General features: G+C 67.5%; 26 protein-coding genes. 10 read left to right on the top strand and 16 right to left on the bottom strand.

Going from position 1 to position 21,157, the window contains the following annotated elements; translation table 11 throughout:
• The first annotated feature begins 18 nt into the window (after nucleotides 1–18).
• From AC4GYU_RS06695 to ychF, 5 genes are all read left to right on the top strand, one after another.
• Nucleotides 19–855: a pseudouridine synthase gene (locus tag AC4GYU_RS06695; protein WP_491086892.1), complete on the top strand. Its 837-nt coding sequence runs from the start codon at nucleotides 19–21 to the stop codon at nucleotides 853–855.
• Nucleotides 856–981: 126 nt separating this feature from the next.
• Nucleotides 982–1,605, top strand: a complete 624-nt coding sequence (locus tag AC4GYU_RS06690; RefSeq protein ID WP_491086115.1) for a 50S ribosomal protein L25/general stress protein Ctc — start codon at nucleotides 982–984, stop codon at nucleotides 1,603–1,605.
• Between the two features lie 100 nt (nucleotides 1,606–1,705).
• The gene (gene pth, locus AC4GYU_RS06685; protein WP_491086114.1) at nucleotides 1,706–2,278 is read left to right on the top strand and encodes an aminoacyl-tRNA hydrolase; all 573 of its coding nucleotides are present in this window, start codon (nucleotides 1,706–1,708) and stop codon (nucleotides 2,276–2,278) included.
• Nucleotides 2,278–2,859 (top strand): TIGR02466 family protein, encoded by a 582-nt coding sequence (locus AC4GYU_RS06680; RefSeq protein WP_491086113.1) that lies wholly within the window; start codon nucleotides 2,278–2,280, stop codon nucleotides 2,857–2,859. The genes pth and AC4GYU_RS06680 overlap by 1 nt, the downstream gene beginning before the upstream one ends.
• A gap of 45 nt (nucleotides 2,860–2,904) precedes the next feature.
• Complete coding sequence (ychF, locus tag AC4GYU_RS06675) at nucleotides 2,905–4,005, top strand: redox-regulated ATPase YchF (RefSeq protein WP_491086112.1); 1,101 nt, start codon at nucleotides 2,905–2,907, stop codon at nucleotides 4,003–4,005.
• Nucleotides 4,006–4,236: 231 nt separating this feature from the next.
• On the opposite strand, the gene AC4GYU_RS06670 is transcribed toward ychF, so the two are convergent.
• From AC4GYU_RS06670 to petA, 5 genes are all read right to left on the bottom strand, one after another.
• Nucleotides 4,237–4,956, bottom strand: a complete 720-nt coding sequence (locus tag AC4GYU_RS06670; RefSeq protein WP_491086891.1) for a sulfite exporter TauE/SafE family protein — start codon at nucleotides 4,954–4,956, stop codon at nucleotides 4,237–4,239.
• A gap of 116 nt (nucleotides 4,957–5,072) precedes the next feature.
• Nucleotides 5,073–5,606: an adenine phosphoribosyltransferase gene (locus AC4GYU_RS06665; protein WP_491086111.1), complete on the bottom strand. Its 534-nt coding sequence runs from the start codon at nucleotides 5,604–5,606 to the stop codon at nucleotides 5,073–5,075.
• A 126-nt stretch (nucleotides 5,607–5,732) separates the two neighbouring features.
• Nucleotides 5,733–6,656 (bottom strand): cytochrome c1, encoded by a 924-nt coding sequence (locus AC4GYU_RS06660; protein WP_491086110.1) that lies wholly within the window; start codon nucleotides 6,654–6,656, stop codon nucleotides 5,733–5,735.
• 16 nt (nucleotides 6,657–6,672) lie between these two features.
• Nucleotides 6,673–7,989 carry a cytochrome b gene (locus tag AC4GYU_RS06655; protein WP_491086109.1) on the bottom strand — a complete coding sequence of 439 codons (1,317 nt, stop codon included), beginning with the start codon at nucleotides 7,987–7,989 and terminating at the stop codon, nucleotides 6,673–6,675.
• An 11-nt stretch (nucleotides 7,990–8,000) separates the two neighbouring features.
• Complete coding sequence (gene petA / locus AC4GYU_RS06650; RefSeq protein ID WP_491086108.1) at nucleotides 8,001–8,588, bottom strand: ubiquinol-cytochrome c reductase iron-sulfur subunit; 588 nt, start codon at nucleotides 8,586–8,588, stop codon at nucleotides 8,001–8,003.
• Nucleotides 8,589–8,817: 229 nt separating this feature from the next.
• On the opposite strand from petA, the gene hemF reads away from it, so the two are divergent.
• Nucleotides 8,818–9,663 (top strand): oxygen-dependent coproporphyrinogen oxidase, encoded by an 846-nt coding sequence (gene hemF / locus AC4GYU_RS06645; protein ID WP_491086107.1) that lies wholly within the window; start codon nucleotides 8,818–8,820, stop codon nucleotides 9,661–9,663.
• 17 nt (nucleotides 9,664–9,680) lie between these two features.
• Here the strand turns inward: hemF and AC4GYU_RS06640 are convergent, their stop codons facing one another.
• A complete protein-coding gene (locus tag AC4GYU_RS06640; protein WP_491086106.1) occupies nucleotides 9,681–10,475 on the bottom strand; it encodes a hypothetical protein in 795 nt (264 codons plus the stop codon).
• A gap of 84 nt (nucleotides 10,476–10,559) precedes the next feature.
• Between AC4GYU_RS06640 and lipB the strand changes: the two genes are divergently transcribed.
• The 3 genes from lipB (at nucleotide 10,560) to AC4GYU_RS06625 (ending at nucleotide 12,038) form a co-directional block, all read left to right on the top strand.
• On the top strand, nucleotides 10,560–11,204 hold the full coding sequence (lipB, locus tag AC4GYU_RS06635; protein WP_491086105.1) for a lipoyl(octanoyl) transferase LipB: 645 nt from the start codon (nucleotides 10,560–10,562) through the stop codon (nucleotides 11,202–11,204).
• 103 nt (nucleotides 11,205–11,307) lie between these two features.
• Nucleotides 11,308–11,559 (top strand): hypothetical protein, encoded by a 252-nt coding sequence (locus tag AC4GYU_RS06630; RefSeq protein WP_491086104.1) that lies wholly within the window; start codon nucleotides 11,308–11,310, stop codon nucleotides 11,557–11,559.
• 104 nt (nucleotides 11,560–11,663) lie between these two features.
• Entirely contained in the window at nucleotides 11,664–12,038 is a 375-nt protein-coding gene (locus AC4GYU_RS06625; RefSeq protein ID WP_491086103.1) for a hypothetical protein, read from the top strand.
• Nucleotides 12,039–12,041: 3 nt separating this feature from the next.
• On the opposite strand, the gene queE is transcribed toward AC4GYU_RS06625, so the two are convergent.
• The 4 genes from queE to hslO form a co-directional block, all read right to left on the bottom strand.
• Nucleotides 12,042–12,668 (bottom strand): 7-carboxy-7-deazaguanine synthase, encoded by a 627-nt coding sequence (queE, locus tag AC4GYU_RS06620; protein ID WP_491086102.1) that lies wholly within the window; start codon nucleotides 12,666–12,668, stop codon nucleotides 12,042–12,044.
• Entirely contained in the window at nucleotides 12,665–13,348 is a 684-nt protein-coding gene (gene queC, locus AC4GYU_RS06615) for a 7-cyano-7-deazaguanine synthase QueC (RefSeq protein WP_491086101.1), read from the bottom strand. The genes queE and queC overlap by 4 nt, the downstream gene beginning before the upstream one ends.
• A 174-nt stretch (nucleotides 13,349–13,522) precedes the next feature.
• Entirely contained in the window at nucleotides 13,523–13,933 is a 411-nt protein-coding gene (locus AC4GYU_RS06610; RefSeq protein ID WP_491086100.1) for a hypothetical protein, read from the bottom strand.
• A 25-nt stretch (nucleotides 13,934–13,958) separates the two neighbouring features.
• Nucleotides 13,959–14,855, bottom strand: a complete 897-nt coding sequence (gene hslO / locus AC4GYU_RS06605; RefSeq protein ID WP_491086099.1) for an Hsp33 family molecular chaperone HslO — start codon at nucleotides 14,853–14,855, stop codon at nucleotides 13,959–13,961.
• Nucleotides 14,856–14,987: 132 nt separating this feature from the next.
• On the opposite strand from hslO, the gene AC4GYU_RS06600 reads away from it, so the two are divergent.
• Nucleotides 14,988–16,877: a S8 family serine peptidase gene (locus AC4GYU_RS06600; RefSeq protein ID WP_491086098.1), complete on the top strand. Its 1,890-nt coding sequence runs from the start codon at nucleotides 14,988–14,990 to the stop codon at nucleotides 16,875–16,877.
• Nucleotides 16,878–16,886: 9 nt separating this feature from the next.
• Here the strand turns inward: AC4GYU_RS06600 and AC4GYU_RS06595 are convergent, their stop codons facing one another.
• The 6 genes from AC4GYU_RS06595 to AC4GYU_RS06570 all read right to left on the bottom strand — a co-directional run bounded on the left by AC4GYU_RS06595 (nucleotide 16,887) and on the right by AC4GYU_RS06570 (nucleotide 21,144).
• Nucleotides 16,887–17,078, bottom strand: a complete 192-nt coding sequence (locus AC4GYU_RS06595; protein ID WP_491086097.1) for a hypothetical protein — start codon at nucleotides 17,076–17,078, stop codon at nucleotides 16,887–16,889.
• Nucleotides 17,079–17,150: 72 nt separating this feature from the next.
• A complete protein-coding gene (locus AC4GYU_RS06590; protein ID WP_491086096.1) occupies nucleotides 17,151–17,357 on the bottom strand; it encodes a cold-shock protein in 207 nt (68 codons plus the stop codon).
• Between the two features lie 163 nt (nucleotides 17,358–17,520).
• Nucleotides 17,521–18,258 carry a DUF4274 domain-containing protein gene (locus AC4GYU_RS06585; RefSeq protein WP_491086095.1) on the bottom strand — a complete coding sequence of 246 codons (738 nt, stop codon included), beginning with the start codon at nucleotides 18,256–18,258 and terminating at the stop codon, nucleotides 17,521–17,523.
• Nucleotides 18,259–18,320: 62 nt separating this feature from the next.
• Nucleotides 18,321–19,511 carry an aspartate aminotransferase family protein gene (locus AC4GYU_RS06580; RefSeq protein WP_491086094.1) on the bottom strand — a complete coding sequence of 397 codons (1,191 nt, stop codon included), beginning with the start codon at nucleotides 19,509–19,511 and terminating at the stop codon, nucleotides 18,321–18,323.
• A gap of 114 nt (nucleotides 19,512–19,625) precedes the next feature.
• On the bottom strand, nucleotides 19,626–20,189 hold the full coding sequence (locus tag AC4GYU_RS06575) for a hypothetical protein (protein ID WP_491086093.1): 564 nt from the start codon (nucleotides 20,187–20,189) through the stop codon (nucleotides 19,626–19,628).
• Nucleotides 20,190–20,307: 118 nt separating this feature from the next.
• Nucleotides 20,308–21,144, bottom strand: coding sequence for an ABC transporter permease (locus AC4GYU_RS06570; RefSeq protein WP_491086092.1), 837 nt, complete (start codon nucleotides 21,142–21,144; stop codon nucleotides 20,308–20,310).
• Between the last annotated feature and the right edge of the window lie 13 nt (nucleotides 21,145–21,157).

Genomic DNA, 21,157 nt, shown 5'->3' with positions numbered 1-21,157 from the left:
CGATCCTCGAGGAATTAGATTTTGCCCCCGCAACGAACGACGGGCGCACGTGGCCCCCAGCGACCATCGCGCCGACCGGAAAATAATAATCACCGTGGCCCGCCCGCAGCAAGAGAGAGCGGTCCGCAGCGGATCGCCAAGCTTCTGGCGCGCGCCGGGGTGGCGTCGCGACGCGACATCGAACGGATGATCGCCGAAGGACGAATCGCCCTCGACGGCGACGTCCTGACCACGCCCGCGACCCTGCTCGAGGATCTCAAGGGTGTGACGGTCGACGGAAAGCCCGTCGCTCCGCCCGCCGCGGCGCGCCTGTGGCGCTTCTACAAGCCCGCCGGCTGCCTTACCGCCGCCTTCGACCCCAAGGGTCGCCCGACGATCTACGACCGGCTTCCCCCGGGCCTCCCCCGGGTCATGCCCGTCGGGCGCCTCGACTATATGACCGAAGGGCTGCTGCTCCTCACCAACGACGGCGAATTGAAGCGCCAGCTCGAATTGCCAGCGACGGCGGTCGTCCGCCGCTACCGTGCGCGTGCTTTCGGTGAAGTCAGCCAGGAACAGCTCGAGGAACTGAGCGAAGGCGTCGAGATCGAGGGCATCCGCTACGGCTCGATCGACGCCAATCTCGAACGCCGCACGGGCCGCAACTGCTGGATCGAGATGGCCCTCACCGAGGGCAAGAATCGCGAGGTCCGCCGCGTCCTCGCTCACCTCGGCCTTCAGGTCAGCCGCCTGATCCGAACCTCCTACGGGCCGTTCGACATGCTCGACCTCGATCCCGGCCAGGTCGGCGAGGTCCAGCGCGAGGAGCTGTTCCGCTTCCGCCAGACGCTGAAGCCGGCGGCCCCACGGAAGTAAGCCCCGTCGCGGCCGGGCCCGAAGTTGCCATTCGGGCCCGCCCACGCTATGCGCGCCCCCGCTCCTACATGGTCATCCCTGGAGGCGTGGGGAGCGCATCGATAACTCATTCAAGGAATTGCACGTATGAGCGAACAGCTGACGCTGACCGCCGAGACGCGCGACCGGGCTGGCAAGGGAGCCTCCCGTGAGCTGCGTACCCAAGGCCGGGTCCCCGCCGTTGTCTATGGCGCCAATCAGGAGCCGCTGAGCATCCACGTCGAGGAAAAGCTCCTCGCCAAGATGCTGTCGACCGGCCACTTCATGAACTCGGTCGTGATGATCGAAGCGGGCGGCAAGACCACCCGCACGCTCCCCAAGGACGTGCAGTTCCACCCCGTCACCAGCCGCCCGGTCCACGTGGACTTCCTGCGCATCGGTGAGCACAGCAAGGTCACCGTCGCGGTGCCCGTGCGCTTCGTCGACGAAGAGGAAAGCCCGGGCGTGAAGCGCGGCGCGGTGCTCAACATCGTCAAGCACGAGATCGAGCTCAGCTGCGATGCGGCCGAGATCCCCGACGACATCGAGATCAGCCTCAAGGGCCTCGACGTCGGCGACAGCATCCACATCTCGAACGTGGACCTGCCGAAGGGTGCGACCCCGACCATCACCGATCGCGACTTCACCATCGCCACCATCGTCGCTCCGTCGGCGCTGAAGAGCGATGAGGGTGACACCACCGTCACCGAGGGTGAGACCGAAGGCGAATAAGCCTTCGCTCACCGTTCTTCGACTTCGCCCAGGACGAACGGCTTCAGGCTCGTTTGTCCTGGGCGAGGCGCGAAGCGCGTAGTCGAAGGGGACCGGCGCGATGCAGATCTGGACCGGCCTCGGCAATCCCGGCGCTCAATACGCCCTCCATCGCCACAATGTCGGCTTCATGGCCGTCGATGCGATCGCTGCCGTCCACAATTTCGGCCCGTGGCAGAAGAAATTCCGGAGCCTCGTCTCCGAAGGCCGGGTCGGCGGGCAGAAGCTCATCATCCTCAAGCCGCAGACCTTCATGAACGACAGTGGCGACGCTGTTCAGCAGGCGCTGCGCTTCTACAAGCTCGACGAGGAAGCGCTGACCGTCTTCCATGACGAGCTCGACCTTGCCCCGATGAAGCTCAAGGTCCGGGTCGGCGGCGGCCTCGCAGGGCATAATGGCCTGCGCTCGATCAACGCCGCACTCGGCCCCGACTTTCGCCGGGTGCGGATCGGGATCGGGCACCCCGGCTCCAAGGACAAGGTGACGCCCCACGTGCTCGGCAACTATGCCAAGAGCGAGATGGAGCCTTTGTCCGACCTCCTTGCCGCCATCGCCGCCGAGGCCCCGCTTCTCGCTGCCGGCGACGACACCCGTTTCATGAACGATATCGCCATGCGGCTTCAGGACAGCTGATGCGCCAGCTGTTCGCGACCCCGCTCTACGAGGCGGCCCTCGACCTCGACCTCGAGGAACTCGCTCACTCGATCCGCTCGCTCAGCGCCGACGACCGGGCGGGCCGGGCCTGGGCGAAGGAGCATGGCTATAAGGGCTATACGAGCTACGCTTCGCTCGACGACCTTCCCCGCCGCGATCCGGTCTTCGCCGATCTCGCCAGGCTCCTCGCACGCCATGCCGCCGCTTTCGCCAAGGACCTCGGCTGGGGGGTGAAGCCCAAGCTCGACAGCCTGTGGGTCAACCTCCTCAAGGGCGGCGGGCACCATAGCGCGCACATTCATCCCCATTCGATCCTCAGCGGCACTTTCTATGTCGAGGTGCCCGAGGGTTCAGGCGGGATTCGCTTCGAAGATCCGCGGCTGGCGATGATGATGGCCGCCCCGACCCGGCTCCCCGACGCGCCCGAGCCGCTCCAGCCCTTCGTCACAGTCCACCCCGCCCCCGGCCAGCTGCTCCTGTGGGAAAGCTGGCTGCGCCACGAGGTGCTGCCCGGGACGGGCAAGGGCGAGCGGCTGAGCGTCAGCTTCAATTTCGCCTGATCCCTCGCTAGAGGGCGGGCAAACCCGAAATCACAAGGACGAACCATGGGCTTCCGCTGCGGCATCGTCGGCTTGCCGAACGTCGGCAAATCGACCCTCTTCAATGCGCTCACCGAGACGCAGGCGGCGCAGGCGGCCAACTATCCCTTCTGCACGATCGAGCCCAACGTCGGGCAGGTCGCGGTGCCCGACCCGCGGCTCGACAAGCTGGCCGAGATCGCCAAGTCGGCCAAGATCATCGCCACCCAGCTCGGCTTCGTCGACATCGCCGGCCTGGTGAAGGGCGCGAGCCAGGGCGAGGGGCTCGGCAACCAGTTCCTCGGCAACATCCGCGAGGTGGACGCGATCGTCCACGTGCTGCGCTGCTTCGAGAATGACGACATCCAGCATGTCGCCAACAAGGTCGACCCGCTGGCCGACGCCGACGTGGTCGAGACCGAGCTGCTGCTGTCCGACCTCGAGAGCCTCGAGAAGCGCGTGCCCAATCTCGTCAAGAAGGGGCAGCAGGGCGACAAGGAGGCCAAGATCGCGGCCTCGGTGCTCGGCCAGGCGCTCGACCTCCTGCGCGAGGGCAAGCCGGCCCGCCTGACCCAGCCCAAGGACGAGGAGGAAGCGCGGCTGTTCGCGCAGGCCCAGCTGATCACCGCCAAGCCGGTGCTCTACGTCTGCAACGTCAACGAGGAGGATGCGGCGAACGGCAACGAACTGTCGGCCAAGGTGTTCGAGAAGGCCAAGGCCGAGGGCGCCAATGCGGTGGTCGTCTCGGCCGCGATCGAGGCCGAGCTGACCGGCATGGACGAGGCCGAGAAGATGGAATTCCTCGGCGAGATGGGCCTCAAGGAGACCGGCCTCGCACGCGTGATCCGCGCCGGCTACGAATTGCTCGACCTCATCACCTTCTTCACCGTGGGGCCCAAGGAAGCGCGGGCCTGGACGGTCGAGAAGGGTGCCAAGGGACCGCAGGCCGCAGGGGTCATCCACTCGGACTTCGAGCGCGGCTTCATCCGGGCCGAGACCATCGCCTTTGACGATTATGTCGCGCTGGGCGGCGAAGCGGGCGCGCGCGACGCCGGCAAGCTGCGCCAGGAGGGCAAGGAATATGTCGTCCAGGACGGCGACGTCCTGCACTTCAAGTTCAACGTCTGAGTCGCGGCCCCGGCCGGGATCGGTCGGGGTCACGAAAGTGACACAGGACCGACGGTCGGCGCGAACCCGGTTTCGGGCCAGAAGCGGCGATTTTTCGCCATTCTTCTGGCCTTCGCCAAGGCGACATGCCGTGACCCGGCATGACGGGGAGTCGACGAGGAAAAGAGCGTAGCAGCGAACCGCTTCGGTTAGGAAAGCAGGCGAAATCCTACTTTGCAACCGTGGCGCCGCTCAGCCGCCATAGGCGCGGACGAAGAAGACGATCGTGGTGGCGGCGGTGACCAGGAGGGTCCACCCGCGGATGAGGGCAGGCGAGAGGCGCTTGCCGATCATCGCGCCGAGCCAGCCGCCGAGGACCGAGCCCGCGAGCATCGGCAGGCAGGCAGGCCACCAGACCAAGGCGAAGCCGATGAAGACGAAGGCCGCGGCGAAGTTGGCGACCGCCAGCAGCAGGGTCCGGATCGCGAACAGCTCGCGCGGCTGGATGTTGGCGAGGAGCCCGTAGAGCGCGGTCGTGATGAGCCCCACCCCGCCGCCGAAAAAGCCGCCATAGATGCCGAGCAGGGCCTGGGCGCCGAGCAGGGTCGGACGGCCGATCGTCACCCGCGCATGGAGCCAGGCCGAGGCGCGGCTGCCGAAGGCCATCACCACGAAAGCGAACAGCAACAGCCAGGGAATGATGATGTCGAAGGTCGCGCTCGGCGTCAGGACGAGGAGCAGGCTGCCGACGAGGCCGAAGGCGAAGGTGAGGCCCGCAAGGGTGCGGACCGAGAGGCCTGCAACGGACGCAAGTTCGCGCCGGAAGGTCCACGCGCTGGTGGCGGCTCCGGGAAGCAGGGCGACGTTGCTGGTGGCATTGGCGACGTTCGCGGGAAGCCCGAGCGCGATCAGCGCCGGCAGCGTGGCGAAGGTCCCGCCCCCGGCCATGGCGTTCATCGCCCCGCCGACGATCCCGGCAAGGGCAGCGAGCAGGATCTGGGAAAGGTCGATGGGGCGGGTCCGCGTGGATCTGGAGGGAGCGCCCTAGCGCGGCTTCCGGGCCGCAGCCAGTGCCGCGCCGGGCGGGCTCAGTCGCCTTCGAAGTCCATCAGGCAGCGCACGTCGATGCCGTCGGCCTCGAGCGCCGCTCGGCCGCCAAGGTCGGGAAGGTCGACGAAGAAGCGCGCCCCGGAGATGGTCCCGCCAGCACGCCGGATGAGGCGCGCTGCGGCGAGCGCGGTGCCGCCGGTGGCGAGGAGATCGTCCGCGATCAGCACCCGCGCGCCGGGCGTACAGGCATCGACATGCATGGCCAGCCGGTCGGTCCCATATTCGAGCGCATAATCCTCGGCGATCGTCTCGCCCGGAAGCTTGCCGTCCTTGCGGATGAGGAGGAGCCCGCAGCCGAGCCGGAGGGCAAGGCCGGTGCCGACGATAAAGCCCCGCGCATCGATCGCGGCGATGAGGTCGGGCGTCTCGGTGATCGTCGCGGCGAGCGCGTCGATCGCGGCAGCGAGGCCCGCGGGATCGAGCAGCAGGGTGGTGACGTCGCGGAATATGATCCCGGGCTTGGGATGGTCGGGGATCGTCCGGACGAGGGCGCGGAGCTGGTCGGGGGTCATGGTTCTCCTTTGCCGCTCCCCTCAGGGGAGCTGTCGTCGAAAACGACTGAGGGGCCCTTCTCTCCCGAGAAGAACCCCTCCGTCAGCCTTCGGCTGCCACCTCCCCCCCGAGGGGGGAGGAGCGATTCAGCCCGCGATGCCGCGTTCGGCCTTCTGTTCGTCCATCCGCTCGCGGAAGTCCGGGTCGAGCGGACCGCGCGGCGCGACCTTGCGCTTCGCCGACGCCCAGATATTGCGATAGGAGAAGTAGGCGAGGATCGTGGCGATGCCGAGGAACAGCAGCACCGCCCAGCCGGCGCGGTGCCGGTTCTCGAGGGTCGGCTCGGCCGTCCAGGTCAGGAAGGCCGCGACGTCCTTGGCCATCTGATCCTTGGTCGCCTTGGTCCCGTCCGCGTAGGTCACCTGGCCGTCCGACGCGAGCGGCGGCGGCATGGCGATGTTGAGGTTCGCGAAATAGGGATTGTAGTAGAGGCCGGTCGGCGTCTTCGCGTCCGGGAACTTCTTGAGCAGCTCCGCCGGCTGATCGGTGTAGCCGTTCAGCAGCGAGTAGACGTAGTTCGAGCCGTCGTGACGCGCCTCGGTGATCAGCGAAAGATCGGGCGGAAGCGCATTGTTGTTGGCGGCACGGGCGGCCGTCTCGTTCGCATAGGGGCTGGGGAAGCGGTCGGAGACCAGCGCCTTGCGGGTCGCGGGTTCACCCGTGTCCGGGTTCACCGTCGGGACCTCGGTCGCCCACTGGTTGGCGATCGCCTTCACCTCGGCCTCGGAATAGCCGAGGTCGTGGAGCTGGTAGAAGCTGACATACTTCAGGCTGTGGCAGGCCGAGCAGACCTCCTTGTAGACCTGGAAGCCGCGCTGCAGCTGTGCCCGGTCGAACTTGCCCGCCATGCCGTCCGACGGGAGCTCGGCATCCTTGGGATGCTCGAAGAACTCGTGCGCCGCGGTCGGCTCGGGCGGATTACGGAAGTAATCCAGCCCGTTGACGATCAGCGAGAAGAGCAGGACGCCGACAAAGCCGAGGCCGACGAAGAACCCAATGATGCGGACCATGTGTCTGCTTCTTTCCTTATTCGGCCGGCTGAGGCGCGGTGGTGGAGCCGCTGGGCGCCAGGCCATAGGGCCGGCTTTCCTTGGCTTCCCCGTGCAGCACGCTCTCGGAGATGGAGTTGGGCAGCGGCAAGGGCTTCTCGAACTTCGAGACCAGCGGAAGGATGATCAGGAAGTGGGCGAAGTAGTAGGCCGCCGCGATCTGGCTGATCGCGATATACGGCTGCTCCGCCGGCGAGACGCCGCACCAGCCGAGGATCAGGATGTCGACCACCAGGATCCAGAAGAAGATCTTGTAGACCGGGCGGTAGCTGGTCGAGCGGATCGGCGAGCGGTCGAGCCAGCTGAGGAAGAACAGCAGCAGGATCGAGCCGAACATCGCCAGCACGCCCCACAGCTTGGCCGGCAGGATGAAGTCGACGGTGAAGGCGCGCAGGATCGCGTAGAACGGCCAGAAATACCATTCGGGGACGATGTGCGCCGGGGTCACCAGCGGGTTGGCCTCGATGTAATTGTCGGGGTGACCGAGGCTGTAGGGGAAGAAGAACACCACCAGGGCGAACAGGAACAGGGCGACGCCGATGCCGAAGCCGTCCTTGGCGGTGTAGAAGGGGTGGAAGGGAAGCGTGTCCTTCTCGTCCTTCACGTCCACGCCGGTCGGGTTCGACGAACCCGGGATGTGCAGCGCCCAGATCTTGAGGACGGTGACGCCCGCGATCACGAACGGAAGCAAATAGTGGAGCGAGAAGAAGCGGGTCAGCGCGGCCTGGTCGGGGGCATAGCCACCGAGGATGAAGACCCGCAGCGGCTCACCGACGACCGGGATCGCCGAGAAGAAGCCGGTGATGACCTGCGCACCCCAGTAGCTCATCTGGCCCCAGGGAAGGACGTAGCCCATGAAGGCGGTGGCCATCATGAGGAGGTAGATGACGAGGCCGAGCAGCCAGACCATCTCGCGCGGGGCCTTGTACGAACCGTAGTAGAGGCCGCGGAAGATGTGGATGTAGACCACGACGAAGAAGAAGCTCGCGCCATTCTGGTGGACGTAGCGGAGCACCCAGCCGGCGTTCACGTCGCGCATGATGCGCTCGACGCTGTCGAACGCGCCGCCGGTGAAGCTGTAATAGTGCATCGCCAGCACGATGCCGGTGATGATCTGGATCATCAGGGCAAGGCCGGCGAGGACGCCGAAGTTCCAGAAATAGTTGAGGTTCCGCGGCACCGGATAGCCGCCGCCGATGGCGCCGTAGACGAGGCGCGGGAGCGGCAGGCGCTCGTCGACCCACTTGGAGAGCGGGCTCTTCGGTTCGTAGGGCTTGGCCCAGGCAAAGCTCATCTTGGTCTACCTCAACCGATCTGAACGACAGTGTCGGACTTGAACGAATAGTCCGGCACGTGAAGGTTCTTGGGAGCCGGACCCTTACGGATGCGGGCGGCGGTGTCGTAGTGGCTGCCGTGGCAGGGGCAGAAGTAGCCGCCATAGTCGCCGCGGGTCTCGCCCTCGCCGATCCCGAGCGGGACGCAGCCGAGGTGGGTGCAGACGCCGAGCGTGATCAGCCAGTTTGCCTTGCCGGGCTTGGTCCGGTCGGCGAGCGTCTGGGGATCGCGCAGCTCGCTGGCGGGGACGGCATTGGCCTTGTTGATCTCGTCCGGGGTGAGGTTGCGGATGAACACCGGCTGCTTGCGCCAGCTGGTCTTGATCCCCTGCCCCGCGGCGATCTTCGAGATGTCGACCTCGATCGAGGACAGAGCGAGCACGTCGGCCGACGGCGCGGCCTGCATGAGCAACGGCGCGACCGCGGCGGCGGCGCCGACCCCGGCAAAGCTCACCGCGGCAATGTTGATGAAGTCGCGGCGACGGACGCCGGGTTCGCCGGCTTCGGCCGGAACAGGCTCCCCGGGCATCAGCGGCTGGGTATTTTCGACGGTGGCCATACAGGTCCTTGCGCTCGCTTGGCTTTGGTCGTCCCGGCAGAACCGGGCAGGTGCATGAGAATGCCGCGCCAGCCGGAGCCGGAACGGAGTTCGCGGGCCTGATAGCGAGCCGTTCATCGCTCCTCAAGGGTCCAAAGGGCGGTCCGGGTACGAAACGTTCGCAGGTGTGGCGCGAGGATTTGATCCTAATCAATGGCGCTGGGCCCGCCGAGACGCTAGCCAACGGGCCATGCAAGCCCTGGACGAACAGCAAACCGCCGCCCGCGCCTGGTTCGAGGAACTGCGCGACCGAATCTGCGCCGAATTCGAGGCAATCGAGCGCGAGGCCGGCTCCGACGCCGCCTTCAACTATACCGCCTGGGACCGCGAGGACCCCTCGGGCGAACCCGGCGGCGGCGGCGTCCGCGGACTCATGAAGGGCAAGGTGTTCGAGAAGGTCGGGGTCAATGTCTCGACCGTCGGCGGGACCTTCAGCGAGGAATTCGCCAAGGCGATTCCCGGCGCCGAGGACAATGGCCGCCGCTTCTTCGCGACCGGGATCAGCCTCGTCGCGCACATGGCCAATCCGCACGTTCCCGCGGTCCACATGAACACGCGCTTCCTGACCACCAGCCGACGCTGGTTCGGCGGCGGCGCGGACCTCAACCCGGCGCTTCCCAGGGCCGAGGACACTGCCGCCTTCCACGAAGCGCTCAAGGCCGCGTGCGACGCGCACGGCGCGGATTATTACGAGCGCTATTCCAAGTGGTGCGAGGAATATTTCTGGCTTCCCCACCGCAAGGTCGCGCGCGGCGTCGGGGGGATCTTCTACGACCGGCTGGAAGGCGATTTCGACGACAATTTCGCCTTCACCCGTGACGTCGGCGAGGCGTTCCTCGCAGCCTTCCCGCCGATCGTCCGCAAGCGGATGGGCGAGCCGTGGACCGAGGCCGACATGGAGCAATTGCTCGTCTTTCGCGGGCGCTATGCCGAGTTCAACCTGCTCTACGACCGGGGCACGACCTTCGGCCTCAAGACCGGCGGCAATGTCGATTCGATCCTGATGAGCCTGCCCCCGCTGGCGCGCTGGAACTAGGGGGCGCCCCTGCCCCTCTAGTCGTGACCGGCGTCGGGGACCGAAACGGTGACGGCGCCGTCGCGGGCCTGGAGGTAGAGGCGGGCGACGACGATCGCGAAGAAGAGCGAGACGGTCGCACCGATGATCTGCTGGATCAGGGCGACGAGGAGCGCGCTGACGTTGCCGGGCTCGACCGGGCCGAGGAGCAGGATCACCGCCGCCGACAGTGCGCCGGCAAGGCCGCCGACCAGCAGCAGCGCGACGAGCGCGAGCAGCAGCACCAGCACGAACAGCTTGCCCGCCTTGCCGCGGGTTAGGGCCCAGGAGGAGCGCAGCAATGCGACGGGCGATTCGGTCCGGTCGGCCGCGAGCGGCGTCAGGAACAGCATCCGGACGAGGACGTAGAGGAAGGCCAGCATCAGCACGAGCGCGGCGATCGACACGCCGAGCGGGATCTTGGCCGGATCGGGATCGCCGCCGAGGAGTACCACCAGCACCACCAGGAACGGCAGAGCGAAGATCAGCAGCGCGACGAACAGGGCCGGGAGGCGGCGGAAGCCGGTCGCAATGGCGTCGCGGACCGTGGTCGAGGGCCCGAGGGCGATCCGGCTGACCGCGATCTGCCCGGTCAGGCTGACCAGCAGGGCGAACAGGCCGATGGTGCTGACCCAGAAGGGTGTATCCATGGTGCGAAGCGTAGAGGGCGCGACGGTCTCGACGATCGCGCCGGGAAGGACCAGCAACGCCAGCGCGATTGCGATCAGCGGGTTTCCGTCACGGGCGACGATCGCCCTGGTTTCGTCCCACGCCTTGCCGATCGACAGCTTCATTCGTCCCTGGTCCCGCCTGTGTTGGTCGAGCGCGGGCTTAGCCGCCCTCTTGCTCCTTTGCCAATGACGTGGCCAAGGGGAGCGATGCAATCGATCGATGGCGTGGAATGGACGGTCAGCGAAGGGCTGGTCGATTATGCGGCAGCCCTTGCCGACATGGAGGCGCGCGCAGCCGCAGTGCAGGAAGGCACGGCAGCCGAGCGAATCTGGCTGCTCGAGCATCCGCCGCTGTTCACCGCGGGCACCAGCGCCGACCCGGCCGAATTGTTCAATCCGCTCAACTTCCCCGTATTCGAAGCCGGTCGCGGCGGGCGCTACACCTATCATGGGCCGGGCCAGCGGGTCGGCTATCTGACGCTCGACCTCGCAAAGCGCGGCAAGGACATACGCTGCTTCGTCCATGCGCTCGAAGGCTGGGTGATCGACGCGCTTCGCGACCTCGGGGTCGAGGCGCACCGGTCGGAGGGCCGGATCGGCATCTGGACCGGGAGCGGCGCGTCCGAGGCCAAGATCGGCGCGATCGGGGTCCGGGTGAAGCGCTGGGTCACGCTTCACGGCTTCTCGATCAACGTCTCGCCCGACCTCGCCCACTTCGGCGGGATCGTGCCGTGTGGAATCGCAACGCATGGCGTGACCAGCCTCGACGCGCTCGGATCCGGTGCGAAAATGGCTGAGCTGGATGCGGCTTTGGCCCGCAACTTCCCGTTTTTCCTCGCAAAACTCGGCTGATCGCCCTCCCCCTTGGCGGACGGGAAACGAACCTCTACTAATGCGCCCGATTTGCGACGTGGGCCAACCACGCCAGATCAGCTATTTTTCGAGGGAGTCTTGAATGCGTGCTCTGATCCTGGTCGCTGGTGCGGCCCTTGCTGTTTCGGCTTGCAGCAGCAACGAAGCTGCGAACAACACCGTTGTTGAAGAGAATGTCGCCGTCGACGCGAATGCCGGCATGGCCGACATGAACGCGATGGACGCGAACATGACCATGGACGCCAACGCCATGGACTCGAACATGATGGACGCGAACATGACCGCGAACACCATGGACGCCAACATGACCACCAACACCGCCAACGCGATGTAATGGTCCGGGCCTCCAACCCGGAGGTCCGACTGGAGTTGAGGGGTCGTCGGCCAGGTGCCGGCGGCCCCTTTTCTCATGGGGCGGAAGCGGCTAGCCCGACGGGCATGACCCGCCTTTCCCTGCTCCTTCCCCTCGCCCTCCTGCTCGCTGCCTGCGGCGGCAAGGACGAGGCGGCCACCAATGACAGCGCGGCCGATGTCGGCCTGGCGCAGGAAAATGTGATCGCCAACGACGTCACCGCGATCGACGCGGCGACCGCCGACGATTCGAAGATGGCGGCGGATACCCCGCCCCCGCTCGACGGCGAGCTCGGCAATGGCGACGGCAATACAAGCACTGCCAGCAAGGCCGAGCCGCGCCGGAGCGGATCGGGCAGCAGCAGCACGCGCTCGACCTCCGAAAGCGGCCCCAGCGCGCCGGCGGCGAGCGATGCGCCGGCGGCCGAGGACGCCGCGCCGGTCGAGGGCAACGCGGCCTGAGGCTCAGGCCAGGCCCACGACCTTGTGGGCCTGGAGCGAGAGGCGCCAGCGCGGCCGGGCCATGGCCAGCGCGATCGCGGCCTCGGTGCTTCCGTCGGGGCCGTCCATCGGCTGGACGAGGAAATGGCCAAAATCCCAGCCCTCGAGCGCGGCAGGATCGATCCCCGCCTGCGGCCAGACCAGCTTGAGCTCGTCGCCGCGGCGCTGGACCACGTCGGTCCCCGCCTTGGGGCTGATGCAGAGCCAGTCGATGCCGGGCGTCGCGGGCAGGGTCCCGTTGCTTTCGACCGCGATCCGGAAGCCGCGGTCGTGGAGCGCTGCGATCAGCGGCGCGTCGAGCTGGAGCATGGGTTCGCCCCCGGTGATGATGACCAGCCGCCGGTCAGGACCGCCCTGCCAGATGGCGGCGACATGGTCGGCAAGGAGGTCGGCATCGGCGAACTTGCCGCCGTTGACCCCGTCGGTGCCGACGAAATCGGTGTCGCAGAAGCGGCATTGGGCGGTGGCCCGGTCAGCCTCGCGCCCGCTCCACAGGTTGCAGCCGGCAAAGCGCAGGAAGACCGCGCGGCTGCCCGTCTGGACCCCCTCGCCCTGGAGGGTGAGGAAGCATTCCTTGACCGCGTAGGTCATGGCGCCGCGTAGCGCGTCGGATCGGGCAGGCCCGCTTCCTCGAAGCCGCGGGCGCGGAGGCGACAGGCGTCGCATTCGCCGCAGGCGCCGCCGTCGGGGGCGGGATCGTAGCAGCTGTGGCTGAGGCCCGCGTCGAGCCCGAGGCGGGCGGCCTCGCGGGCAATGTCGGCCTTGGTCATGTGCTGGAGGGGCGCATGGATGGTGAAGGGCTCACCCTCGACCCCGGCCTTGGTGGCGAGGTTGGCGAGACCCTCGAAGGCGGCGACGAATTCGGGCCGGCAGTCGGGATAGCCCGAATAGTCGAGCGCATTGACGCCGACGAACAGGTCGCGCGCGCCGCTCGCTTCGGCGAGGCCGAGCGCAAGGCTGAGGAAGATGGTGTTGCGGGCCGGGACATAGGTCACCGGAATGCCCTCCTCGACGCCGCTCTTGGGCACCGCGACATCGGCGGTCAGCGCCGAGCCGCCGAAGGCGCGCAGGTCGAGCGGGAGGACGACGTGGCGGTCGGCATGCGCGGCGGCGATGGCCCTGGCCGCCTCGAGCTCAACCCGGTGGCGCTGGCCATAATCGACGGTGAGCGCGATGACTGAATAGCCGGCCTCGCGGGCAAGCGCGGTGCAGACCATCGAGTCGAGCCCTCCCGAGAGGAGGACGACGGCGGAGCGTGGGGCGGTGGACATGGCGGCGCGCATCTAGTCGCCCGGCCTGCCAAAGGCAAAACAGGGCGGTGGGACAAAAAGAAGGGCCGCCCCGAAAGGCGGCCCAGGTTCGGGCCAAGGCCCGTCAGGGAGGAAAGCGTGCCGACCCTTGGGTGGCACAGCCATCTTCTTACGTAAACATGGTTAAACGAGGCCTTAACGTCCCGCCCGTTGCGGACTGCATTCGCCCACCCGGCGGGCGAAAAACGTCTTGTTGAAGGGCTCGCCGCGGTGGAAGCCCTGGGTCTCGATCTTGAGCGAACGGGGCGTGGTGACGGTGATCTCCGAGCGAGCGAAATCGCCGGGCGCGCAATTGACGTCCATCACCAGCCGGCCGGGCTGGTCGATCAGCACCGTCCGGCGGCACATTTCCGAGCCGTGGGCGATCTGCCCGAGCAGTTCGAGCCGGGGGACGCAGAGGCGAACGGGCGTGCGTCCGCTGGCCGAGCGGCTGACTGCCCACTGTCCCGGCGCGATGCCGTTGAGGGCCCGCACGGCGACGGGCGCGGCCGCCCCCGTCAGGGCAAGCGCACCAAACCCGGCCACGAGAAGGACGAATCGCCGCATCCCCGTCATCCTAGCATGAACAATCCTAATCGATTTCAATCGGGAAACTGGTCGAGCAGAATTCGCAATTGACCCGGATCACGCCGTCGTCGCCCTTCATCGCCTCGCGCTCCTCCTCGGGGAAGCGGGCGATGACCGAGCGGACATAGTCGGGATCGCAGCGGCAGCCGCGCGACAGCGGCGCCCCGGCGAGGATCCGCACCTCGGCTTCCTCGTGGAACAGGCGCCAGACCAGCTGGTCGAGCGACAGCGAAGGATCGGTCAGCTCCTCGGGCCGGACCGAGCCGGCGAGCACCGCGACATGGTCCCAGTCGGGATGGTCGAGCCGGGTGTGGAGCCGCTCGCGCCCTTCCTCGCCCTCGGGGAGGTGCTGGAACAGGATCCCGCCGGCGATCCAGTGGCCGTCGGCGCCCTTCTCGGCGGCGAGGCGGACGATCGAGGGGATCTGCTCCGACTGGGCGAAATAGCTCTGTGCCGCGGCGGCGAGGCTTTCGCCTTCGAGCGGGACGATGCCCTGGTAGCGTTCGTCGGTCGCCGGCTGGTCGAAGGTGATCGCGAGATAGCCCTCGCCGAACAGGGTCGAGAGGGTCGGCGCATGGGCCGCGTCGGCGAGGCGAACGGCGTCGTGGCGCACGTAGCCACGGAGTTCGCCGCCCTTGTAGTCGCAGACGAGGAGGTCGACGATCCCGCCCTGGGTCTGGGCCTGGAGGGTCATCTGCCCGCCCGGGTCCTTGAGGAGGGAGCCGAGCAGCGCGGTCAGGATCAGCGCCTCGGCGAGCAGTTTCTCGATCGGGGCGGGATAATTGTGCGCGGAGAGCACGGCGTCGAGCGCCGGGCCCAGGCGGGCGGCGCGGCCACGGGCGTGGCGCGCGGGAACGGTCACGCCAAGCGCGGCGTCGAGGGTCGAGATTTCGGGGGTCATGAGGCAAAGATAGGAAGCAAGTGCGCGGCTTCCAAGCATCCCGATGCAGGCTGCCGGCAGGGACGACCCCGCCACTGGCGATGCGGGCGGATTCGGCATAGCTTCGTCATTGCCGATCGGGGGAGACGCTTCATGACCGTCCGGACCTTTGCCGCCGCCTTGCTCTGTGCCGCCGCGCTTCCGGGAAGCGCCCTCGCCCAAGGCGCGCCGCCACCCGCCGCGGCCAAGGCCGTGATCCGCGCGGCGAGCGACCTGCCGCGGCACGATTATCCCGTCCCGACGACGATGATGGCCCTGTTCGAAAGCGACGATGCGACCTTCAACGCCTTTGCCGACAAGGTCGCGGCCGATGCCGACGCGGTGCTCGCCAATTATGTGGTCGAGGATCCGGCGACGCGCCGGATGCTGCTGTCGATGCGGCTCGCGGCGCAGATGCTGAACGGGCGTAATTGCGAGGCGCTCGAGACCAGTGCCGCGATCCGGGCGCTCGAGCAGAAGCCCGATGCCAAGCTCATCTCGGGCGCGCGGGAGAATGCGGTGCTGACCGCGCGGCTCGAAACCGGCGCCACCGCGGGCCCGGCCTATGAGGATGCCTTTGCCCGCGCCTATCGCGCGGCGCTGGTCGACCAGCCCTTCGCGGTGGTCGGCAACCGCCTCAAGGAAGGAAAGTCGAGCTTCGAGGTCAATTCGCCCAGTGCGTTCCGGGGGATCATCCTCAACGATTTCGAACCCGAGGTCGCCAAGCGCCACGCCATCGGGGACGATGGCGCGCAATTCCTCATCCGGGCGCGCCTGGTCGAGAAGATCTACTGGCCACTGCGGAGCCGCGCCACGGCGGTGCTGAAGTCGATCATCAGCGCCAATACGGTGGTGAAGCCCGACATCTGGGCGGCGCGCGAGGTGGTTCTTGCCCCGGCCGACCGCCTGACCCCGGTGACGGTCGCCGTCTGGGACACGGGCGTCGACATGCCGCTCTTCCCCGGCCTCGGCTATCGCGCCTCGGCCAGGCCCGCGCGGGGACCGGGCAACGGCTACGGGATCAGCTTCGACCGGGAATCGCGGCCGACCGGCGGGACCCTTCGCCCGCTCGATGCGCGGGAGAAGGCGGCCTATCGCGCCATGCTGCCCGACATGCAGGGGCTGAACGACCTCCAGGCGGCGCTCGACACGCCCGATGCCGAGCAGCTGCGCGCCAAGATGGCGAGCATGACGCCGCAGCAGTCGAAGCAGTTCATCGAGGACCTCGACCTGTTCGGGGATTATACCCACGGCACCCATGTCGCCGGCATCCTCGCCCGCGGCAATCCGGCGGTTCGCCTCGCGGTGGTTCGCGAGACTTTCTACGATGGGCCCTTCCCGCCCCCGCCGACCGACGCGACGGTAGCGCGCGAGGTCGAGCATCTGCGCGATGTGTCGCGGTGGCTGAAGGCCAACAGGGTGCGGGTGGTCAACATGAGCTGGATCGGGACCCCGCTCGCCTATGAGCGCGGGCTCGAGCAGCATGGGATCGGCAAGGATGCCGGGGAGCGGAAGGCGATGGCCGCGCGCTTCTTCGCGCGGACCCGGGGCGCGTTCGTGCAAGTGCTGGCCGACAATCCCGCGACGTTGTTCGTGTCGGCGGCGGGCAACAGCAATTCTGACAATGGGTTCGAGGGGGGCTATCCGTCCTCGGTGGTGGCGCCCAACCTGATCGTTGCCAATGCGGTCGACCAGGCCGGCGAGGAGACCAGCTTCACCAGCAACGGCAGCAATGTCGTGGTCAGCAGCAACGGCTACCAGGTGGTGTCGAAGGTGCCGGGCGGGCGGGAGATCGCCATGTCGGGAACGTCGATGGCGGCGCCCAATGTCGCCAATCTCGCCGCCAAGCTGATCGCGCTTGCTCCAGCACTAACTCCAACGGCGGTGATCGCGCTGATCCGCGAAGGCGCCGATGCGAGCGCCGACGGGCGGCGGCATCTCATCAATCCGAAGGCGAGCATCGCCCTGTTGCAGGCGCGTGGCGCCCGCCAGAGCGGGCGCTAGGCGGGGAGGTCAGGCCTCGCGGGCGGCGCGGGCTTCCTCATTGGCTTCGCGGTGCGCATTGGTGCGGACGAGGCGGTCGGCCATCGCGTCCCACGCCTCGGCGGCGTCGAGATTGCGCTGACGGACGTTGGTGAGGGTCGAGGCATCGGCATCGCGGCGGCACTGGGCGGCACGCTCGGCGTAGAATTCGAGGGTCGACATGGGGGACTGCCTTCCGGTTGGAGGGGACGAACCAGGGCCCGCGGCGTCTGCCGCAGGCCCCGGCGATGAAACTTACGCGCCTTCGAGGTTGACCGCGCTGGCGCGGCCGTCGCGGCCCGACTGAAGCTCATAGCGCACGCGCTGCTCGCGATCGAGGGTGCGCATGCCGGCGGCCTCGACCGCCGAGATGTGAACAAAGGCGTCGGGGCTTCCGTCGTCGGGCGAAATGAAGCCATAGCCCTTGTCGGCGTTGAAGAATTTGACGGTACCGATGATCATTTTCTGTGTCCTTCTCTGGGGGCGTCCGGGTGTCGGAAAGCCCCGCTAGGAGCAGCGAGGAGAGAAGGAGTTAGGAGCCGCAAAGCGCCGTAGACCGTCAAAACTTGCGACTGATAGCCGGGCCGATATGGGGTCGCCGGCCGCGATTACAAGGCGCGCGGCCTCAGCGGCCGAAGAGCTTGCGGAGCCAGCCGCCGGTCTTTGCCTCACCATCCTCGGACGCGGGCGCCTCGCCTGCCTGGCGGCGGAGGTCGCGGACCTTAGCGGAGGCGGCGGATTCGCGCTGCACGGCGACGGGATCGGCGGCCGGCGCGGGCGGCGGCGGCGGTGGTGGCGGCGCAAAGGAGGGCGCGGTAGACGTGGCGGGCGTGGCTTCCTCGGAAGAGAAGCCGGGCTCGGTCTCGTAGCCGGCAACCTTGCGCCCGGGGATGGTGAGCGCCTTCAGGTCCGGGTGGAGGCTCGGCGTCCAGCCATTCTCTTCCTGCCTTTGCTCGAGCGCGCGAATGTCGCGGAGGCGGCGCTCTTTCTCCAGCGCGTGATATTCGGGCATGTCGAGCCCGTGATCGGCGAGGAAGTCGTAGGCGATCTCAGCGCGGGGATAGCCTTCGGCGTGGAAGCGCTCGGCGATGTAGCGGAGCATCGGGGCGACCGAATAGTCGTCCTCGCCCATCACTCCGTCGTCCGTTTCCCATTCGTAGCCGGTGGGCTCACCCTTCCAGAAGACGAGGTGGGCGGTGGCGCGGTCGCAGTCGGGTTGCTGGACGATCCAGTAGAGGCCGTCGAGCGGATCGTCCCAATTGAGGGCATGAGCATAACGATGCCAGTCGTCGGGCGAGGCCCGGCGCAAGGCGTCAAGTTCGGCCTGGTGCTGCGCGGCGAGCGCGGCTTCCTCGTCATTCATGGGTTCGGCTCCCCTCCTGCGAACAGGGTCGCAGTGCTAGCGGGGAAGCCTTGAGGAAATGCTTACGCGGCCTGGGCCGGGACCTCATAGTCGGCCGCGGCGGCGCTGAGGCGCTCGACGAACTCGGCGATGTTGGCCTCGTCGATGATCAGCGGCGGAAGGACGCGGACGACATTGTCGCCCGCGGCGACGGTGAGGATGCCCTTCGTGCGCAGGTAACCTACGAAGGCGCGGCTGTCGGTCTTCATCTTGATGCCGAGCATCAGGCCGAGCCCGCGGACGCTTTCGAACAGATGGTCGTGATTGGGGAGCATCTGCTCGAGCGCAGAGCGGAGACGCTGACCGGTCTCGCGCACCTGGGTGAGGAACTCGGGCGTCGCGACCACGTCGAGGACGGCCATGCCGGCCGCCATGGCCAGCGGATTGCCGCCATAGGTCGAGCCGTGGGTGCCGATGACCATGCCGGCCGCGGCCTTCTCGGTCGCCATGCAGGCGCCGAGCGGGAAGCCGCCGCCAATGCCCTTGGCGGTGGCGAGGATGTCGGGGACGATGCCATATTGCTCGTAGGCATAGAGCGTGCCGGTGCGGGCGACGCCGCACTGGACCTCGTCGAGGACCAGCATCAGGTCATGCTCGTCGCAGGCGGCGCGAAGGCCCTTCATGAAGGCGTCGCTGGCCGGGCGGATGCCGCCCTCGCCCTGGACCGGCTCGACGAGGAAGCCCGCAGTCGAATCGTCGATTGCGGCGAGCGCGGCATCGAGATCGTCGAACGCGACCACCTCGAAGCCCTCGAGCAGCGGGGCGAAACCGTCGCGCAGCTTCATCTGGTCGGTGGCCGAGATCGTCGCCATCGTCCGGCCGTGGAAGGCGTTCGAGAAGGTGATGAGCTTGTTCTTGTGCGGGTTGCCCTTGGCATGGTGGTAGCGGCGCGCGGTCTTGATCGCGCACTCGACCGCCTCGGCGCCCGAATTGGTGAAAAAGACCGTGTCGGCAAAGGTGAGGTCGGTCAGCCGCTTGGCCAGCGCCTCGCCCTGCGGGCTGCCGTAGAGGTTGGAGACGTGCATCAGCGTCTCGGCCTGCTTCTGGATCGCGCCGATCAGGTGCGGGTGGCTGTGACCGAGGAGGTTCACCGCAATGCCGCTGGCGAAGTCGAGATAGCGCTCACCCTGCTCGCCGATCAGATAGACGCCCTCGCCTCGGACCGGCCGCACGTCGCAGCGCGGATAGACGGGCATGAGCGGCGTGATGGCCATGGGATCGGGCTCCTGGGTATCAGACAAGAAAAAGGGCGCGGCCCCGAGGTGGAGCCGCGCCCTCTATAGGCGGCTGATGCGCGCGGGTTAACCCCCTTGCCTCAGCCCTCCGCCTTAGCGGCGGTAGGGATAATTCTCGCGACGATCGTCGATGCCGTTGCGGTTGGCGTCGACATAGCCGTCACGATTGTCGCGGACGCCGTCGCGGTCGCGGTCACGACCACCGCCGACGCCGCGGCCCCAGCCGTTGCCGTAGCGGTTGTTGCCGTCACGGACTTCCAGACGGGCCCGCTGCGAGAGCTGGTAGAAGCGGTTGTCGAGGTCACGACGCTCGCTGCTGCTCAGGCCGCCGCGGACATAGGCGCGGGTACGGTTCTGCAGGTCGACGGCCATCGCGCGGAGCTGACGGGCCTCGCGCTCGCTGATCCGGTCACGACCGTCGAGACGCTCGATCCGGTAGCGCAGCTGGTCGGCGCGCTGCAGGTAGGACTGGACCAGCGCCTGCTGGTTGTAGCCGTTGTAGCCGTAGGGCTGCTGGCCATAACCGTAGGGCTGCGGCTGGTTGTAGCCATAGCCATAGACCGGCGCCGGCTGCGGGGCCGGATAATATTGGGCCGAGGCCGGGGCGGCGGCGGCAATGGCCGACAGGCCGGCGGCGGCGATCAGAAACTTCTTCATGACTTCACTCCCTCATCGAGGCTTGATGGAGAGGTTCTACGCTTGGCGCGCGGTCTGGAGCCTGAATGCGCTCGTTATCGCCGGTTCACCGACCTTAACGAGGCAATGGCGGAAAAGCCTAGTTCTTGATCTTCCAGCCGCTCTTTAGAAGGCCGTAGCAGAGCGCGAAAAGCGCGAGATTGATGCCGAGCAGCAGAAGGGCGCCGAACATCACCGGCGAATCGGCTTCGCGAAGGAAGCCGTAGCGGAAGCCCGAGATGACGTAGAAGAAGGGGTTGGCATGGCTGATCGCGCGGAACAGGGGTGACAGCTGCTCGACCGAATAGAAGGTGCCCGAGAGGAGCGACAACGGCGCGACGACGAAGTTGGTGACCGCCGCGGCGTGGTCGAACTTCTCCGCCCAGATCGAGGTGATGAGGCCGAGGAAGGAGAGGAGCAGCGCGCCCATCAGCCCGAACCACAGGGCCGCGAGCGGGTGGCGGACGGCGACGTCGACCCCCGGCCACAGCGCCATCGCCAGCCAGACGGCACCGCCGACGAGGAAGGCGCGGGTGACCGCGGCGCCGACCAGCCCGGCGATCAGCTCGCCGGTCGACAGCGGCGGCATCAGATAGTCGACGATCGTGCCCTGGATCTTGCCGACCAGCAGCGAGAAGCTCGCATTGGCGAAGGCGTTCTGGATCATCGCCATGACGATGAGGCCGGGGGCGATGAAATGGCTGAAGGGAACGCCCATCACTTCGCGCCGCGCGCCGCCGAGCGCGACGCTGAAGATCACCAGGAACAGCATGGTGGTGACCGCCGGCGCCCAGACGGTTTGGGTCTGGACCTTGAAGAAGCGCCGCACCTCCTTCACATAGAGGGTCTTCAGCCCACCCCAGTTGATCCCGGTGAGGCGCTGTTCGCCCGGCGCGGCGCGGTGCATCCGATAGAGCTGAGAGGGCTGGTCGTTCACCGGATGAGCGCCT

It is taken from the genome of Sphingomonas sp. SP2, from assembly GCF_058313385.1.
Note: the sequence above shows the minus strand (reverse complement) of the source record. Positions and strands in the feature narration are given on the sequence as shown.